We start from the raw sequence: 17,217 nt of genomic DNA, 5'->3' as shown, positions 1-17,217 counted from the left end.
CGGAAAGAGAACTCAAAAGGCGATTTTCATGCAGCTGTAGAGAACGTTGCTCCCCCTCCAGCCTTTGTCCGTATCCGTATCCACCCGCCGGTAGCCGACCTGGACATCGAGGCCGGCGAAGGCGGAAAGAATCAGGCCGACGGAAAACCTATTTTCGGAATAGGTCGTGCGCCCTCCCGGGTAATCCAGGAAGAGGAAAAATTCGTTGTCGACGAGGGCCCGGAACGCCAGCCCGGCCGCCCGGAAGGGAAGGCATATCCGCGGTTTGATCCGGATTCTCCATCGGCACAGATCGGTGTCGTACTCGAGTCGGTTAAGATCCTGCGCGATCAGCCAATCGGCCGCTTTCCAGCGCAGGTCGAACCGGCCCACCAGGGAGCGCTGGTCGGTCCAAGGGCCTTGGGTCGACTTTCTCGTTTCCCGGTACCAGTAGTCGAGGCCCAGTCCCAACCACTTCCAGGGAGAAAACAACGGGCCGGCGATGGCCCCCCGGTTATAGAGGTAGGACATGTCGTCACGGAACTTGAGGGAACCCACGGCGTTGAATTCGAGACCGGGAGCGAGGGAGGCGGAAACCGGCAGGTCCACCCACCATTCCCAATCGTCGGCGCAACTCCCCCGGGAGGGGAGAAGACATGCCGCGGCCGCCGCCGCCAGCAGCGAGGCGATAGGTTTCATCGGAGCTCCTTTCCCGGACCTTGGTCCGGCGGGAGCGGTTTTCCCGCTCCGGTTTCGGTTGCCGCCCGCCTGCGCCCCGGCGCTGTTCCGGGTCGCTCGCCGAACTATACGCGTGAATATAACGGGAGGCAAGCTTTATCGCCGCCGAACCGGATCTTCCGTTTGGGGTTGAATCGAAGCCGGGGGAGGGTATACTTTTATTTTTGCGCGCCAGCAGGAAGGTCGGCGCTTATGGCTGAAGTTCGTATCGATTTTGAACACTGCAAGGGCTGCACCGTTTGTGTCGATGTCTGCCCCCGGGGAGTTCTCGTCCGCGCCCCCAGGACCAACCTTCGGGGCGTGCACCCCGCCCAACCTCAACCGGGGAAGGAATGCGTCGGCTGCGGGCTCTGCGCCCTGGTCTGTCCCGACCTCGCCATCACCATCGTGGAAACCGGTTGCGGTGAGGGGAAACGAAATGAACCCTGAAACCGGGAAAATGCTGGTCTGCGGGAACGAGGCGGTGGCGGAAGCGGCGATCCGCGCCGGCTGCGATTGTTACTTCGGGTATCCCATCACTCCCCAGAACGAGCTCACCGCCTACATGGCCCGGCACATGCCGGAGCACGGCCGCGTCTTCCTGCAGTCCGAAAGCGAACTGGCCGCCATCAACATGGTCTTCGGGGCTTCGGCGGTGGGGAAGCGGGCCATGACTTCCTCCTCCAGCCCGGGGATCAGCCTGAAGCAGGAAGGCATCTCCTACCTGGCGGGCTGCCGTCTCCCGGCCGTCATCGTCAACATGATGAGGGGAGGGCCGGGCCTGGGCAACATCGGCCCTTCCCAGGCCGATTATTTCCAGGCCACCCGGGGAGGCGGCCACGGGGATTATCGGACCCCGGTCCTGGCGGGGGGATCGGTTCAGGAGCTGGCGGACCTGACCATGCTCGCCTTCGATATCGCCGACGAATACCGGACCCCGGTGATGATCCTGGGCGACGGAGTGCTGGGGCAGATGATCGAGCCGGTGGAGTTCAGGGACCCACTCCCCCGCCCCCTCCCCCCCAAGGATTGGGCTTTGACCGGGGCCCGGGGCCGTCCTCCCCGGATGATCAGATCGCTGCTGCTGGGGCCCGGGGAGTTGCGGGAGCATAACGAGGCCCTTCAGGAAACCTACCGACGGATCGAGGAAAACGAAGTCAGATGGGAGGAGTACCTCTGCGCCGACGCCGATCTGATCATGGTCGCCTACGGGATCAGCGCCCGGCTCTGCCGGGACGCGGTCAGGGACCTGCGCGCCGCCGGCCTGCGGGCCGGGCTTTTCCGCCCCGTCACCCTCTGGCCCTATCCCTCCCGCCGATTGAACGAACTGGTGGCGCCGGGGCGGATCTTCCTGGTGGTGGAGATGAGCTGCGGCCAGATGATCGACGATGTCCGCATCGCCGTCGGCGGCCGAGCCGAAACGGTCTTCTTCGGGAACGGGGGCGGGGAGATATTCGCGGAGGAGGAAATCATGGCCGCGGCCCGCGGCCTGTTGACCCGGGAGGGGAACCCGTGAGCGACGAACGGGGAGAACGTTATCTGTTCCGGCGTCCGGAAAGCCTGACCGATACCCCCACCCACTATTGTCCCGGGTGCGGACACGGCGTGGTCCACCGCTTGATCGCCGAACTTATCGACGAGATGGGGTTGAGGGAACGGGCGGTGGGGATCGCTCCCGTCGGCTGCGCGGTCTTGGGGTATTACTACTTCAACTTCGACGTCACCGAGGCGTCTCACGGCCGGCCGCCGGCGGTGGCGACCGGGATCAAACGGGCCCGCCCCGATCTTTTCGTGGTCGTGTACCAGGGGGACGGCGACCTGGCGGCGATCGGAACGGCCGAAACCATCCACGCCGCCAACCGGGGGGAGAACTTCACCGTGGTTTTCGTCAATAACTCCGTCTACGGCATGACGGGCGGTCAAATGGCCCCCACCACCATGGTCGGGCAGGAGACCGTCACCACTCCCGGCGGCCGCTCCCTGGAAGAGACGGGGCCCCCCATCAAGGTCTGCGAGCTGCTGGCGTCGCTGGGGGGGACCGTCTACCTGGCCCGCGGGGCCCTGGACACTCCCGCCCATATCCGTCAGGCGCGCGGGTACCTGCGCCGCGCTTTCGAAAATCAGGTGCAGGGACGGGGATATTCGCTGGTGGAGATCCTCTCCCCGTGCCCCACCTACTGGAGGATGGAGCCGGACGAGGCGCGGCGGCACATCACCGAGGTCGTCATCCCCGAATTCCCCCTGGGGGTGATCAAGGATACCGCCGGCGGAGGGACGGAATGAGGGAACGGATCATCGTCGCCGGTTTCGGGGGGCAGGGGATACTCCTGGCGGGGAAGCTCGTCATCCGGGCGGGGATGGAAAAGAACCTCAACGTCACCTACATCCCCTCCTACGGGGCGGAAGTGCGGGGCGGAACCGCGCATTGCCATCTGATCGTCTCCGAAGAGGAAATAGCCTCCCCGATCATCGAACATCCGGACTTCGCCCTGGTTCTGAATACGCCGTCGCTGATCAAATTCTCGGCCCGCGTCGAGACGGGGGGAATCGTCATCTGCAACCGTTCCCTGGCCGATCCCGGCCGGGTCTCGTCTTCGGGGACGATAATCGGTATCCCGGCCACCGAGATGGCGGAAACCCTGGGCTCCGCCAAGGTCGCCAACATGGTCATGCTCGGGGCGTTTCTGCGGCGCTCCCGCCTGCTCGATCCCGACACGCTGAAGGAGACGCTGATCCGTTTCCTTCCCGGCCGCCATCGGGATTTGCTCGAGGCCAACCTCAAGGCGCTGGAACAGGGCTACGACTTCGAACCATGAAGAACGATAACGGACCCCGGGTCAGGTTCGCCCCCAGCCCCACCGGCCACCTCCATATCGGAGGCGCCCGCACCGCTCTCTTCAACTGGCTCTACGCCCGAAAAACGGGGGGCGTTTTCATCCTGCGGGTGGAGGACACCGACCGGCAGCGTTCTCAGCCGGAGTTGACCGAAGAGATTCTCAAGGAGATGGCCTGGCTGGGCTTGGATTGGGACGAGGGTCCGTATTTCCAATCCGAGCGCATGCAGGAGAACCGCTATCTTCCCCACGCCCTGGGTCTGCTCGAATCGGGGGCGGCTTACCGGGAGGGCGGGGCGGTCATTTTCCGAGTCCCCCCCGACGAAGAGGTCGTTTTCCACGATCTGGTCAGAGAGAAAATTTCGACCTCGACCGCGGAGATCAAAGACATAGTCCTGATCAAATCGGACGGCTCTCCCGCGTATAACTTCGCCTGCGTGGTCGACGACATGGAGATGGGGATAACGCACATCGTCCGGGGGGAAGATCATATCCCCAATACGCCCAAGCAGGTTCTGCTCTACCGGGCCCTGGGCTGGAAGCCCCCGAAATTCGCCCACCTTCCCCTGATTCTGGGAGAGGACAAGGCTCCCTTGAGCAAACGCCACGGGGCGACTTCCCTAACCGCGTTCCGGGAAGAGGGTTATATTCCCGCGGCCCTGGTCAACTACCTGGCCCTGCTGGGTTGGTCGCCCGGCGACGGACGGGAATTCATGACCGTGGACGAGATCGTCAAAAGTTTTTCCCTGAAGCGGATCATCCGTCGCGCGGCGGTGTTCGATTATCAGAAGCTGGCATGGTTGAACGGGCTGCACCTACGCAACCTTTCTCCGGAAGCCCGGGCCCGGGCCGCGGCCGAAGTCCTCGACGACTGGAAGCGCGAGCGCGGGGTGGCCCCGGACCGGTTGAGCCGGGCGGTGGAGCTCCTGGGGCACCGGGTCAGGGTTCTGGGAGAGATCCCGGAACTGGGAGCGTATCTTTTCGAAGAATCCCCGCCCTGGGAGGAGGCCGCGGTCGAGCGGTACTGGGCCGACCCGCGGACGGCCGATCTCCTCCGGTCGGCGCGGGAGCAGGCCGCGGCGGCGGAGCCTTTCGCCCCCGCCGAGCTGGAAGCCCGGTACGGGCGGTTGATCGCCGAGCGGGGGCTCGCCCCCGGGGATTTCTTCCACCCCCTGAGGGTGGCTCTGACGGGCCGCGCCGACAGCCCCGGGATCTACGAGGTCATGGAGTTTTTAGGAAGGGAACAAACCCTGAAGCGGCTCGACCGGGCGCTGGAGCGCCTGGCGCGGACGGACTGAACCCGGAGGCCGGGCCGACCCGGGGGCGGCGACCGAGGATGAACCTGCCGAACAAGATAACGATCTCCCGGTTCTTCGTTCCCCCGCTGTTCATCTTCGCGCTCTACGCGTACTGCCGCAGCGGCCACCGCGGCTATTACTGGGCGGCCCTGGGCGTCTTCCTGCTGGCATCGATCAGCGACGGCCTCGACGGCTTTCTGGCCCGTTCTCTCGGCCAACAGACCCGGTTGGGCGCGCTCCTCGACCCCATGGCCGACAAATTTTTCCTCAATACCGCTCTGGCGGGCATGGCCGTCCTGAACGCCGTCGGCTATGAACGCTTCCCCGTTCCCCTCTGGTTCGCGGCGGTGGTTCTGGGCAGGGACCTGCTGCTTCTGGCCGGCGCGGCGGCGATCAAGCTCCGCCGCCGGCCGCTGACGGTCCGTCCCAGCTGGTGGGGAAAATCCGCGGCGGTGGGCCAGATGGTAGCCGTGGTTTGGGTCATGCTCGGGTTCGCTCACCCGGAGGCGATTTTCTACGCGACCGCTTTCCTGACCGTGGTTTCGGGGCTGGACTACGCTCGTTCGGGCGCGGTCCAACTCGGGGCCGACCGGGGGTTTTCCCGATGAGCGTCGCCGCCCCGGTCTCGGCCCTGGTCGCCGTCGTCGGACGCCCCAACGTGGGCAAGTCCACGCTTTTCAACCGTCTTTTGGGGAAACGGGTCGCGGTCGTCCACGACCAGGCCGGAACCACCCGGGACCGCATCTACGGAGAGGTGGCCTGGAACGGGCAGGCCTTCCGCCTCGTCGATACCGGCGGCCTGCTTCCGGGGGAGAAGGAAGGGATGGGGAAACTGATCCTCGACCAGGCGCGCCCGGCGGTGGCCGAGGCGGATCTCTGCCTGCTGGTGGTGGACCTCGGCGACGGCCTGCTTCCTTCGGACCGGGAAATAGCTTCCTGGCTGCGCGAGCAGGGGAAAAAGGTCCTGGTAGTGATGAACAAGGCGGACAGTCCCGGCAAGGAGCTGACCTCCGGAGAATTCTCGGTTCTGGGATTTCCGGCGGTTCCGCCCGTTTCCGCCCTCCACGGACTGGGAATCGGCGAACTCTTATCCGCGATCCTGGAGCGGATCCCCCCGGGACAACCTTCCGCCGCGCCGGCGCGGACGGCGCTCGCCATCGTCGGACGTCCCAACGTGGGCAAGTCCACGCTGGTCAACCGCTTGAGCCGGAGCGAGCGGGCTTTGGTCCACGATCTTCCGGGTACGACCCGGGACCCGGTCGATATCGCTTTCGATCAGGACGGCCGCGGCTTTCTTCTCATCGACACCGCCGGCCTTTTCCGCAAGGCCAAGCACCACTCCCCCCTCGACCGCTTCGCCTTGGCTCGAACCATGGAGACCATCGCCCGCGCGGAGGTGGTGCTTCTGCTCATGGACCCGGGGGAAGACCCCGGGCGCGTCGACTCCAGCTTCATCCGCACGGCTTTGGAGAAAGGAAAGGGCGTGGTCGTCGCCGTCAACAAGTGGGACGTTTCCGGCGAGCTGACCACCAAAGAATACCGCCGCCGGTTGCAGGAGAAGCTCCCTTACGCCGGGTTCATCCCCGTAGTGTTCATCTCCGCTCTCCGTCGACACGGGTTGGACCGTCTTCTGGACGTCTGCGCTTACGTCGCCCAGGAGAGACGCAAGACGGTGCAGACCTCCCTGCTTAACCGGGTCTTGGCCCGGGCCGAGGAACAATCCCCGCCGCCCCGGCGGAAAGGATCGCGCTTGAAAATCTACTACGCCGCCCAGGTCAAGACCGAGCCCCCGGTGTTCCGGGTTTTCGTCAATAACCCTGCTCTGATCACGGCCAACTACCGCTCCTACCTGCTCAACTGCCTGCGCGCGGCTTTCGGATTCGAAGGAGTGCCGCTGCGCCTGACCATGAGCCGCCGCGCCCGGGGTCGCTAGAAAGTGGAACCCCGGCAGCGGAGGATCACTCCCCGGCGCGCGCTTTTCCCGTCCGCCGCGGCGGTTCTGCTTCTGCTGGCGGCATCGTTCGCGCCGCCGCCGGCGCCCGCCGGCGAGGCCGAACTTCCCGCCCCGGTCGAGTCGGGAATCTCGTTTCTGCTCTCCCGGCAGCGCGAAGACGGGGCCATCGCCGCGGCGGAGTCGAGGAAGTTCGACGTTTGGGAAACGGTGGAGGCCTTGACGGCGATCGCCTCCTGGAAGACGAACGCCTACCTGGCCTCGGCCCCGCCGGTGCGGAAGGCCCTGGACTTTCTCCGCTTCTGGGAGGACGGCGGGGGGATGCTCCTGCACCGCAGCGGCCGTCGCGGCGAATATTGTCTGGAAACTTCGGCGGAATACTGCCGGCTCCTGGGTCGGCTGGAAAGCCGCGGGATCGGCGTTTCGGAAAGTGCGGACCGCGTGGCGCAGCGGATCCGAGGCCTCCAGCCTCCGGCGGGGGGGTGGGACCTCGGAAATTCCGCGGTGCCCCGGGGGCGGCGCAACTACCCTTCCGTCACCGGGTTCGCCCTCCGGGCCCTGGCCGACCGGGGCCTTTCCCCGCTCCGGTCGCGGGCGGCTCTGGAGTTCCTTTCGCGCACGTTCCGGGAGGAGGGCAACTGGGGGTCCGACCCCTACTATTACGGGACCCCGTTCTACGCCCTGGCCCCGATCCTGAGCGCGCTGGGGAGCCGGCCCGGGGGGGCTGAGGTCGACGCCCTGCGCGACCGCGCCCGGAACTTCATCTTTTCCGTCCAGACCCCCGACGGAGGATTTTCCTTCGCCTCCGTCCGCGACCCCTCCGGCCCGTCGGAGCAGCTGGAAACGGCCCTGGCCCTGCGGGCCCTGCTCGGGAGCGGACTGGACTCCCGCGACCCGCGGATCCGTCGCGCTCTTTCCTGGTTGCTGAACCGCCAGGAAGCCGATGGCTCCTGGGCCGGCGGCCGATTTCCGGCGCCGGGGGGGTCCCGTCTCAAGCGGGAGGACGTCTACTGCACCGCTCAGGTCCTGCAGGTGCTGGCCGATTGCCCCGGCGCAGTTCCCTAGCGTTCCTTCTCTTCGCCGCCGGGCGCGGGAGGCCGGAAGTTCAGTCCCCGGCTGAGGCGGCGTATGCGCTCGCTCTTTTCGTCGTCTCCGCCGCCGTCGCCCAGGGCGTCGATGATGAAGTCGGCCATCAGCTCCTCGGCCTTCCTGCTTTTCCGATCGGCTGTTCCCATGGGCGCTAGACCTCCCGGGAGATTCCCCGGAGCACCCGGGCGGGGAAGAAGGCCTTGACGGTCAAACCCTGGACCAGGATCGAGAAGGCCACGACCCCGAACGTGACGTTGAGCAGCAGGTTCCGCCCCAAGCTCGGGTCCAGGGATAGGGCCAGGGCCACGGCCAGCCCCCCTCGCATCCCGGTCCAGGTGAGGAGGTTGATCAGGGGAAGATGCCGTATCCGGGAGCGGTGGGGGAGGTTGAGGAGGTAGATGGCGGCGGCCACGCTCAGCCAGCGGGAAGCGAGAATGGCCGGGATCATGGGAACGAGGGCGACGATCGCGGCCCGGGACCAGCTCAGGTCGAGTACCTGGAGGCCGAGGAGGACGAAGAGCACGGCGTTGAGGATGTTGTCGAGAAAATGCCAGAAATCGCGGGCTTTGCCCACGACCATATCCTGGTGCCCGCGGCTTTCGAAATGGCCGCCGACGATCAAACCGAGCACGACCGTGGCGATGGGCCCCGAGACGACCAGGGCCAGCCCGATGGCGTAGCAGCCGGTCACGGCCGCCAGAGTGATGAGGAGAGCGGTGGTATTCTCCCGGATGCCGCGGAGGAAAAAGACGGTGAGAAGCCCGAATACCGCCCCCAGACCCAGCCCTCCGGCCACTTCGCGGAGGAAGAGGACGACCGGTCCGGCTTCGTGCGAGTGGGAGGCGAGGGCGGTGAAGGTGGTGAAAAGGACGACGCCGACGCCGTCGTTGAAGAGGGATTCCCCGTTGATGAGGGTTTCGATTTTGGGAGGGAGGCCGATCGGAACCAGGATGGCGATGGCGGCGATGGGATCGGTGGGGCAGATGATGGAGCCGAAGATCATGGCCGTGACCAGGGCGACGGGGGCGCCGACCAACGCGAAAATCAGATAGGCGAAGCCGCCGACCAGCGCCGCGGAGATCACGGTGGCCAGGAGGGCGAGCATGGCCACGCTCCACTTCTTCTTCAGGAGGGTGCCCGAGGGCACCGTGATCGCTCCGGCAAAGAGAAGGAAACAGAGCAGCCCCTTCATCAGAAAGCGGTTGAAGTCGATGCCGGAAAGAAGGGCCACCTCCTCCAGGAAAAAGAAGTGGATGCCGAACCGGTGCAGAACGATGATCGTCCCTCCGCAGACCAGGGAGATCAGCATCAGCCCGATATTGGCGGGCAGGCGCAGGACCTTTTCGTTGATGTAAGCGAACAGGGCGCAGACTCCCAGGAGCACGGCAAAAAACGACAGCATCCCCATAGCTTCGCCTCTTCGGTTTCGCCCGCGCGACGGCGGGACCGCCGTTTTCTCAAGCCGGATCGGTTTCCCGGGCGGCGATTTTGGCCCAGGTGTCCCGAAGACCGACGGTACGGTTGAACACCGGCTCCGACGCATTCTCCCCGTCGGGGTCGGCGCAGAAATACCCGAGCCTCTCGAACTGGAAAATATCCCCGGTCCGGGCCCCGCCCAGAGACGGCTCCAGGCGGCAGCGGGCAAGAGTTCGGAGCGAGTCCGGGTTGAGAACGGATGTCCAGTCCTCTTCCGCCGCGGGGTTTTCCACCGAAAACAAACGGTCGTAGAGCCGGACCGTGCCTTCCCGGGAATGAGGAGCGCTCACCCAGTGGATGGTTCCCTTGACCTTCCTGCCGTCGGGGGAGTAGCCGCCCCGGGTGTGCGGATCGTAGACGCAGCGCACCTCGGCCACGTCCCCGGCGTCGTTCTTGACGGTTTCGACGCAGGTGATGAAGTAGCCGTAGCGCAAACGCACCTCGCGGCCCGGGGCCAGACGGTGAAACTTGCGGGCCGGGACCTCCATGAAATCGGCGCGTTCGATGTAGAGTTCCCGGGAAAAAGGGACTTTCCGGGTGCCGGCCCCGGGGTCCTCGGGGTTGTTGACGGCTTCCAGCATCTCTTCCTTGCCCTCGGGGTAGTTGTCGATCACCACTTTCAGGGGATCGAGCACGGCCATGGCGCGGGGCGCCCTGAGGTTGAGGTCCTCGCGCAGGCAGTGCTCCAGGAGTTCCACGGCCACGGTGCTGTCGCGCTTGGCCACCCCGATGCGCCGGCAGAATTCCCGGATCGCCTCCGGAGTGTATCCCCGGCGCTTGAGGCCGGCGATGGTCGGCATGCGGGGATCGTCCCATCCCGAGACCGCGCCCTCCCGCACCAGATGCAGAAGGCGGCGTTTGCTCATGACCGTATAGGTCAGATTGAGCCGGGCGAACTCGATCTGCCGGGGCCGGGCGGGGACGGGAAGGTTGTCGAGGACCCAGTCGTAAAGAGGGCGGTGGTCTTCGAATTCCAGGGTGCAGATGGAGTGGGTGACGGATTCGACGGCATCCTCGAGACAATGGGCGAAGTCGTACATGGGGTAGAGGCACCAGGCGTCCCCGGTTCGATGGTGGGAGGAATGTTTGATCCGATACAGGGTGGGATCGCGCATGTTCAGGTTGGGAGAGGCCATGTCGATCTTGGCCCGAAGGACCCGGGAGCCGTCCGGGAACTCCCCGTCGCGCATCCGCCGGAAGAGATCGAGGTTCTCTTCGGGGGAACGCCCCCGGTAGGGACTGGGCGTTCCCGGTTCGGTCAACGTCCCCCGGTAAGCCTTGATCTCGTCGGACGAAAGATCGTCGACGTAGGCCTTGCCGGAGCGGATCAGGTCGAGGGCGTATCCGTACATGCGCTCGAAGTAGTCGGAAGCGAAGTACTCGTGTTCCCCCCAGTCGAACCCCAGCCAGCGTATATCCCGGCGGATGGCGTCGATGTACTCCTCGTCCTCCTTCTCCGGGTTGGTGTCGTCGAAGCGCAGATGGCAGCGGCCCCCGAACTCCTCGGCGACGCCGAAGTTCAGGCAGATGCTCTTGGCGTGGCCGATATGAAGGTAGCCGTTGGGTTCCGGGGGAAACCGGGTGACGACCGCGCCGACCGTACCGGCGTCGAGGTCCTGACGGACGGTGTCGCGGATGAAGTCGCGTTGTTCGGACATCTCCGCGGCCTCAGTAGTTCCGGAGCACCCGCGTCTGGCGGCCGTCGGGACCGTAGTAATAGGTGTCGGTTCCCCGGGTGACCACGCGCTCGCTCACGCGTCCCGAGGAATCGTAGTAGGTCAAGGCGTCCCCCTCCTGGACCATCCTCCCCTCGGGCTGGCCGTTGCCGTTATAGAAATACGTGGCGTCGCCCTGGGCGACCTCCCGCCGGGTCAGTCTTCCCGCGGCGTCGTAAAAAAGCTTGTTGCCCCCGCGGTCTTCGACCCGCCCCGTCATCTGGCCGGAGGAATCGTAATAAGTGGTCGTGTCTCCGACGGTGCGGGTGGTCTGTTCCAGCCCTCCCTGGGAGTCGTAATACTGCGTGTTCCCTCCGCCGATGTCGCGGGTCGTCCCCAGGGGTTGGCCGTCGGGGCCGAAATACTGAACGTTGGGTCCGGAGGTGTTGTATTGTCCGGCGCCCTGGTAGTAGTTCGGGGCGAACCCCCCCTGGACGGGGAGGGTGGGGGCGGGCAGGGGCGAAGATTCGGGGAGCGGTTGGACGGGGGTGGGGAGGAAGGTCCGGGGCGCGGGCGAAGGAGCTTCGACTCCGCCGGCTTCGGGTGCGAACTCCTCCGGAGGGACGGGGGCTTCCCAGTTGGAGCCGGCGTAGAAGTCCTCCTGGGCGCAGACGGCGCCCGCCCCCAGAATCAAGGCGGCGACCACGGCGAATAGTTTCATGGCTTGTCTCCCGAAGGTTCCGAGACGGGAACCCGCATCCGTTCGATTTCCCCAAAAAGGGCCCGGAACGGAGGGTCCTTCATCAGCGATCTGGTGTTGTCGAAGAACTCGGTGAAATTCCAGTAACCGACGGCTTCATAATAGCAGGTCTGGAGCATCATCTCCAGGCGATCGGCCTGTCTGACGATCCGGGCCTCCACGGTTTCGCTCTCTTCGAACTCCTCCCACAGAGCCAGGTATTCTTCGGCCTGGGGGAGCCCGTCGAAGACCCGGACGGCGGAATCCTGTTCCAGCGCGTGTTTCTCCTCGGGAGCGATGCCGTCGACCGGAGTGATATCGCCGGCATAGACTTCGCCGGCCTCGTGGATCAGGGCCATGCGCAGGGTTTTGAGCAGATCGGCCCCCGGATAATAATTTTCCACCATGAACATGGAGAGGATGGCGGTGCCCAGGGTGTGGTCGGCGACCGATTCGCATCTTTCTTCCGGAACCCGGCGCTTGAGCCAGCCCTGGCGGTAGAGATTTTTAAGCTGCAGGAATTCGCCCAGAACCTTGAGGACGGGGCTGTCCGGGGAGATGAGGGAGAGCGGGTGGCGGTTCTTGGTCTTCATCGGCGTTTCCTTGATTCGAGGTTGCGGAGATCATACCCCCCCCGCGGCGGAATGGCAACCGCGACCGCTTCCCTCCTTCCAGGCGCGGGGAATCGTCTTGAGATCGGAAGGCCCAGCGGGTAAAGTACTCCCTGACCGATCGAAGACACTTCCATAAACCGGCAACAAGGAGAGCAACCATGGAGCGGAAATGGTTCAAACTCGCCGCCGTCGTTTTTCTGGCGTCGATCCTGATCCCCGCGGCCGGGGCTAAAGAAGTCCGGCTGAGCAACGCCGTGGCCTGGTGCCAGGCGGCGGACACGTATAAGGAGTGCGTTCTCCAGGCTTATCTGAACGGCATGGAGCGGCTGAAGAAACTGGCCGCGGGCGAGCAGGCGGGAACCTGGTGCGTCGTCCTGGACGCCGACGAGACCGTCCTCAGCAACGTCCGGTTTCAAGCCGACCTGGAGGCGATGGGGGAACAGTACTCCGGGCCCCTCTGGACCACCTGGTGCTTGAAGGAGGAAGCCACCGCTCTTCCCGGGGCGGCCGAGTTCTGCGCTCTGGCCCGCCGGCTGGGCGGCAAAGTCGTCATCTGCACCAACCGCAAGGGGGACGTCAAGGACGCCACCGCCGCCAACCTGAAAAAAGTCGGCATCCCCTACGACGTGCTCCTGGTCAGGGAAGGGGCGTACGCCCTCGACCGCGACAAGACCATGCGCCGCGGCGACATCGAGCAAGGCACGATCAAGACCCTTCCTTCCGGGACCAAGCTGCCCCCTTTGAAAATCCTCATGCTCTGCGGAGACCAGAACCACGATCTCTACGACGCCAAGAAAGTCTCTTTCGATGAGGCCGCTCCCCGCTTCGGGACCGACCTCGTGGTGCTCCCCAACCCCATGTACGGGGATTGGGCCAACGAGGGGGTCTTCGTCGAAACCGCCGCGCCCGGGACGGGCGGCGTCGCCGCCGCCGCCGGGGGAGGCATGACCTGGCAGGAGGCGATAAAACAGGGAGTGGGGGCCGAAGTCACGGTGGAAACGCGGATCATCAACGTCTACGACCCGGAGGAACGGGGCAAGGGCGGTCCGGTCAAGCTGAACGTCGACCGGAACTGGAGGGAAAGCCTGACCTTCATCTTCTACAAGAAAAACCGCGACGGCAGCGACAACGGCTTCCTTCCCCCCCGGCAGTACCTGAACAAGACCGTCCGGGTGAAGGGCCGGATCGACGAATATCAGGGAGCGATGCAGATCAAGCTCGACTCCCCGTCGCAGATCCAGGTCGTGGACTGAGCCCCGAAGGGCGGGAGCGTCCGGCGCGTTCCCGGGAAACGACGATGTTCGGAAAACTCGACAAAGCGGCTTCGGAGAAGAAGCCCCTGGGCTTCCTGGGCTACACCTGGCCCCGGTTCCGGGAGACGGCGGTCACGGCCGCGAGCAATCCGGCCGGGTACCGCGAACTGACCGTGGCTTCCTGGGGCAGGGTCTTCGGCTACCTCGCCATTCTGGTCCTGATCGCCACCGCCCTTCTGACCGCCCGGGACGTATTCGAAGCCTACCGCTATCTCGTCCGCACCGGCACCCGTTTCGACGCCGGGATTCCGGCGGTAACCGTCAAGGAAGGCGTCGTCGGCTGCGAAAATTCTCCCTTCGCCTTCCGCTCCGACAACCCCTATACCGCCGGAACCTACCGGGCGCGCCTGCAGACACTGGCCGAGGGGTACGAACGCGTGGTGGCGCGCCTGGATTCGCTCGCTCCCGACGCTTCCGAGCGGCCTTCCCCCGAGGAAGAGGAGAAGATCCGCTCCCGCGCCCGGGGCCTGGCCGCGGCGGCGGAGTGGGCCGCGGCCGCTTATCCCGACCCCGAAACCGAACTGAAATGGGAGACGCTCTCGCCGCGCCTCGATGCCGCCGCCGCGGCCGGAGAACTTTCGGCCGACGCCGCCTGGGGAGCACGGGCGGCGGGCGACGACGGCCTGGTTTTCCGTATCGACCTGGAGGACGACGAACCGGGTTTCGATTCCCCGTTCCAGGAAGGGATGATCGTCGGCCGAGACCGGATCCTGCTCTGGACCCCGTTCCTCCCCGAACCCCTCGACCTGGCGGCGATGGCGGGGGAGAAAGGGGAACTGGTCGTCGACGTCCGGGCCTGGGGGGAGACGGTCAAGATGATCCTGATGCACGTGGGACCGATGTTCGCGGTTCTGCATCTGATCCAGTACCTGATCGCCCGGCTGCTCCAGGCCCTGCTCGGCTGCGCGGTCGTTTACGCCGTTGCCTCCATCTATAAGATCGGACGCGTCGAGTTCAGGAAAGCGTTCGCGGCGGCCGTGTTCTCGCTCACCGTTCCGGTGGTTCTGGGCATGGCCTCGGCCCTGCTGCCGGCCCCCGTCCCCATGATGTGGTTGATTTTCCTGGGGACCTACCTCCTCTACTGCGGGTTGGCCGCGCGGCATCTGGGGGAACTGCGGCGGTGATTCGAACGAGGATGGGATGGGCGTTCGCGCTCCTGCTGGTGCCCTGGGGGTGCGGGCCCCGTCCCCAGCCGGGCCCCAGCCGGGAGCTCACGATCGGCGCCCGGCGGATAACGGTGGAAGTCGCCGATACCCCCGCCCGGAAGGAACGCGGGCTGATGTACCGGGAGAGCCTGGGAGACGACGAGGGGATGCTTTTTCCCTATCCGGAGACGACCCGGAGGGCGTTCTGGATGAAAAACACCGGCGTTCCCCTTTCCATCGCGTTCATCAGTCCCTACGGGCTGATCGTCGAAATTCAGGATATGGCTCCGGACGACGGGGCCGTACTGCATACTCCCGCCGTTCCCTACCGCTATGCCCTGGAAATGAACCGGGGCTGGTTCGAGCGCAACGGGATCGGGCTGGGCGCGCCGGTCGGGAACCTGCCGTGAAATCCCTCCCCGCCCTGGTTTTCATGGGGACCGGTTCGTTCTGCGTCCCTTCCCTCGAAACATTGGCCGGCGCCGGGCACCCGATCCTGGGAGTGATCACCCGCCCCGGGCGTCCGGCGGGCCGGGGGCGGCGCCTGGCCGATCCTCCGGCCGCGGTCGAGGGGCGCCGTCTGGGGTTGACGGTCCTGCAACCCGAGCGTCCGGGGGATCCGGGGACCGTCGAGGCGGTCAGGAAGCTGGCCCCCGACCTGATCGTCGCCGCGGCCTACGGCGCCTATATCCCGGCGGCCCTGATCGAGTCGGCGCATCTGGGGGCGATCAACCTCCACCCCTCGCTGCTCCCCCGGTACCGGGGGGCGGCTCCGGTGGCCTGGGCCCTGATCAACGGCGACGCGGAGACCGGGGTCTGTGTTCACTATCTGGCCGAGGAGGTCGACGCCGGCGACGTCCTCGCTTCCCGCGCGCTGGCCATCGATCCCGAGGACGACCGGGCGTCGCTGGAAGCCCGCCTGGCCCGGGCCGGCGCCGTCCTCCTGGCGGAGACGGCGGCGGCGATCGCCTCCGGAACCGCCCGGGCCGTTCCCCAGGACCATTCCCGGGCGGTCGCGGCACCGCGGTTGAGGAAGGAGGACGGCAGGATCGACTGGACCCTGGCCTCGGCGGCCGCGGTCAATCGGATCCGGGGGCTCCACCCCTGGCCCGGGAGTTTTACCGTTCTGCCCGCGGGCGGCCGCGAGCGCGAGGTGCGTATTCTTCGGGCCCGGGCCGTGCCGGGGGACTGGGGCGCGCCGGGCACGGTCCACGTGCCGGAGCGGGAACGGCTGGTGGTCGCAGCGGGTTCCGGCGCGGTGGAAATAACGGAAATCCAGGTTCCCGGGAAAAAGGCGCTGACGGCCCCGGAGTTCCTGCGGGGATACCCGCCGGTGGAAGGAGGGAAGGCACGGTGAGAAAACTGCTGCTTCTGCTGAACAACCGGCGCGTCCGCCGCCGGAAATACGGGTTTCGCCCGGACGAGGTATTGATTCTGGGCCCCCGCTGTCTCCAGAACAGCCTCTGCACCGCCCGCGTGGCCGTCGATCCCCGGGAATGCCGCCGCTGCGGCCGCTGCGGGGTAGGGGACCTCAACCGTCTGGCCGAGACTTACGGGACCAGGCTGGCCATCGCCACCGGCGGGGGAATCGCCCTGGCCGAGCTGGCCCGGCCCGAGGTAAAAGGCGTGGTATCCGTGGCCTGTCTCAACGAACTGCTGGAAGGGATGCTCAAGAAGAAAAGGAAGCCGGTTCTGGGGGTGGTCATCGAGCGCCCCCAGGGCCCCTGCCGGGATACGACGGTCTCGGCGGAGATGGTGGAAGAGGCGATCAAGGTTTTCCTGGGGCGATGAACTCCTCCGCCGGCACCGCTTCCCGCGTCGCCGCGGCGCGGGTCCTGGCCGCCTGGGAGGGGGGGGAGGGCTACCTCTCCGACCTCATGGAGCGTTTCCCCGGCGCCGGGAAACTCTCCCCCCGGGATCGGAAGCTCTGGTACGCGACCGTCCAGGGCGCGGTCAGGAATCTGCTGCCCATCGACGAGACCATCGACCTTCTCTGCTCCGGCCGTCCGCCCGCCCGCGGGTCGCTGGTCCGGCAGGTGCTGAGAATTTCGCTGGCGCACCTGTTCTATTTCGACCGGGTCCCCGAATATGCGGTTCTGCATCAGGCCGCGGAGACGCTGCGGCGGTTGGGCCGGTCGCGTTGGACGGGGTTCGTCAACGCGGTTCTGCGCCGGGCCCTGCGGGAAAAGAGCTCCCTGCCGCCGGGCGCCTCCGGCGACGGGCCCGAGGCGTGGTCCCGGCGCTATTCGATACCCCTGTGGATGATCGAGCGCTGGCTGGGATTCCGCGGCCCCGACTGGGCCGAAGCCGTCTGCCGGGGTTCGGCGCGCATCCCCGCCGTCTTTGCCCGGACCAACCGGCTGCGCGCGGAGCCCGACGTTCTCCGGGAGGCGCTGGAGAAGGAGGG

General features: G+C 66.1%; 20 protein-coding genes. 14 read left to right on the top strand and 6 right to left on the bottom strand.

Annotated features, from left to right (window positions below; all coding sequences use genetic code 11):
- Positions 1-12: 12 nt before the first annotated feature.
- Complete coding sequence (locus PLZ73_06860; GenBank protein ID HOO77592.1) at positions 13-678, bottom strand: DUF2490 domain-containing protein; 666 nt, start codon at positions 676-678, stop codon at positions 13-15.
- Positions 679-909: 231 nt separating this feature from the next.
- Between PLZ73_06860 and PLZ73_06855 the strand changes: the two genes are divergently transcribed.
- From PLZ73_06855 to PLZ73_06820, 8 genes are read left to right on the top strand one after another with little or no spacing between them, the layout of a single operon-like run.
- Positions 910-1,146, top strand: a complete 237-nt coding sequence (locus tag PLZ73_06855) for a 4Fe-4S dicluster domain-containing protein (GenBank protein ID HOO77591.1) — start codon at positions 910-912, stop codon at positions 1,144-1,146.
- Positions 1,136-2,212 (top strand): 3-methyl-2-oxobutanoate dehydrogenase subunit VorB, encoded by a 1,077-nt coding sequence (locus tag PLZ73_06850; protein HOO77590.1) that lies wholly within the window; start codon positions 1,136-1,138, stop codon positions 2,210-2,212. The genes PLZ73_06855 and PLZ73_06850 overlap by 11 nt, the downstream gene beginning before the upstream one ends.
- Complete coding sequence (locus PLZ73_06845; GenBank protein HOO77589.1) at positions 2,209-2,979, top strand: thiamine pyrophosphate-dependent enzyme; 771 nt, start codon at positions 2,209-2,211, stop codon at positions 2,977-2,979. The genes PLZ73_06850 and PLZ73_06845 overlap by 4 nt, the downstream gene beginning before the upstream one ends.
- Complete coding sequence (locus PLZ73_06840; protein HOO77588.1) at positions 2,976-3,512, top strand: 2-oxoacid:acceptor oxidoreductase family protein; 537 nt, start codon at positions 2,976-2,978, stop codon at positions 3,510-3,512. The genes PLZ73_06845 and PLZ73_06840 overlap by 4 nt, the downstream gene beginning before the upstream one ends.
- Entirely contained in the window at positions 3,509-4,828 is a 1,320-nt protein-coding gene (gltX, locus tag PLZ73_06835; GenBank protein ID HOO77587.1) for a glutamate--tRNA ligase, read from the top strand. The genes PLZ73_06840 and gltX overlap by 4 nt, the downstream gene beginning before the upstream one ends.
- Before the next feature lie 38 nt (positions 4,829-4,866).
- Positions 4,867-5,436, top strand: coding sequence for a CDP-alcohol phosphatidyltransferase family protein (locus PLZ73_06830; protein ID HOO77586.1), 570 nt, complete (start codon positions 4,867-4,869; stop codon positions 5,434-5,436).
- Positions 5,433-6,761 (top strand): ribosome biogenesis GTPase Der, encoded by a 1,329-nt coding sequence (der, locus tag PLZ73_06825; GenBank protein ID HOO77585.1) that lies wholly within the window; start codon positions 5,433-5,435, stop codon positions 6,759-6,761. Before PLZ73_06830 ends, der begins: the two co-directional genes overlap by 4 nt.
- Before the next feature lie 3 nt (positions 6,762-6,764).
- The gene (locus PLZ73_06820) at positions 6,765-7,844 is read left to right on the top strand and encodes a prenyltransferase/squalene oxidase repeat-containing protein (protein HOO77584.1); all 1,080 of its coding nucleotides are present in this window, start codon (positions 6,765-6,767) and stop codon (positions 7,842-7,844) included.
- On the opposite strand, the gene PLZ73_06815 is transcribed toward PLZ73_06820, so the two are convergent.
- Genes PLZ73_06815 through PLZ73_06795 form a run of 5 tightly spaced genes read right to left on the bottom strand, consistent with a single transcriptional unit; the run spans position 7,841 to position 12,331 of the window.
- Positions 7,841-8,014 (bottom strand): hypothetical protein, encoded by a 174-nt coding sequence (locus PLZ73_06815; GenBank protein ID HOO77583.1) that lies wholly within the window; start codon positions 8,012-8,014, stop codon positions 7,841-7,843. The two genes, PLZ73_06820 and PLZ73_06815, sit on opposite strands and share 4 nt — an antisense overlap.
- A 5-nt stretch (positions 8,015-8,019) precedes the next feature.
- On the bottom strand, positions 8,020-9,270 hold the full coding sequence (locus tag PLZ73_06810; protein ID HOO77582.1) for a sodium:proton antiporter: 1,251 nt from the start codon (positions 9,268-9,270) through the stop codon (positions 8,020-8,022).
- A 55-nt stretch (positions 9,271-9,325) separates the two neighbouring features.
- Positions 9,326-11,002: a glutamine--tRNA ligase/YqeY domain fusion protein gene (locus tag PLZ73_06805; GenBank protein ID HOO77581.1), complete on the bottom strand. Its 1,677-nt coding sequence runs from the start codon at positions 11,000-11,002 to the stop codon at positions 9,326-9,328.
- A gap of 10 nt (positions 11,003-11,012) precedes the next feature.
- Positions 11,013-11,720 (bottom strand): hypothetical protein, encoded by a 708-nt coding sequence (locus tag PLZ73_06800; protein HOO77580.1) that lies wholly within the window; start codon positions 11,718-11,720, stop codon positions 11,013-11,015.
- Complete coding sequence (locus PLZ73_06795) at positions 11,717-12,331, bottom strand: HD domain-containing protein (protein ID HOO77579.1); 615 nt, start codon at positions 12,329-12,331, stop codon at positions 11,717-11,719. Before PLZ73_06795 ends, PLZ73_06800 begins: the two co-directional genes overlap by 4 nt.
- A 179-nt stretch (positions 12,332-12,510) precedes the next feature.
- Between PLZ73_06795 and PLZ73_06790 the strand changes: the two genes are divergently transcribed.
- The 6 genes from PLZ73_06790 to PLZ73_06765 all read left to right on the top strand — a co-directional run.
- Entirely contained in the window at positions 12,511-13,605 is a 1,095-nt protein-coding gene (locus PLZ73_06790) for an HAD family acid phosphatase (protein HOO77578.1), read from the top strand.
- A 44-nt stretch (positions 13,606-13,649) separates the two neighbouring features.
- Positions 13,650-14,789, top strand: a complete 1,140-nt coding sequence (locus PLZ73_06785) for a DUF1189 family protein (GenBank protein ID HOO77577.1) — start codon at positions 13,650-13,652, stop codon at positions 14,787-14,789.
- Positions 14,786-15,220, top strand: coding sequence for a DUF192 domain-containing protein (locus tag PLZ73_06780; GenBank protein HOO77576.1), 435 nt, complete (start codon positions 14,786-14,788; stop codon positions 15,218-15,220). Before PLZ73_06785 ends, PLZ73_06780 begins: the two co-directional genes overlap by 4 nt.
- Positions 15,217-16,167, top strand: a complete 951-nt coding sequence (gene fmt, locus PLZ73_06775; protein ID HOO77575.1) for a methionyl-tRNA formyltransferase — start codon at positions 15,217-15,219, stop codon at positions 16,165-16,167. The genes PLZ73_06780 and fmt overlap by 4 nt, the downstream gene beginning before the upstream one ends.
- The gene (locus PLZ73_06770; GenBank protein HOO77574.1) at positions 16,164-16,601 is read left to right on the top strand and encodes a DUF116 domain-containing protein; all 438 of its coding nucleotides are present in this window, start codon (positions 16,164-16,166) and stop codon (positions 16,599-16,601) included. Before fmt ends, PLZ73_06770 begins: the two co-directional genes overlap by 4 nt.
- Positions 16,598-17,217: transcription antitermination factor NusB (locus PLZ73_06765; protein HOO77573.1), on the top strand; the 620-nt coding region annotated here is incomplete at its 3' end. The genes PLZ73_06770 and PLZ73_06765, both read left to right, overlap by 4 nt.

The sequence above is a fragment of the bacterium genome, assembly GCA_035380285.1.
GTDB lineage: Bacteria > Auribacterota > Erginobacteria > Erginobacterales > DAOSXE01 > DAOSXE01.
This window is presented reverse-complemented; position numbering and strand designations above follow the sequence as displayed.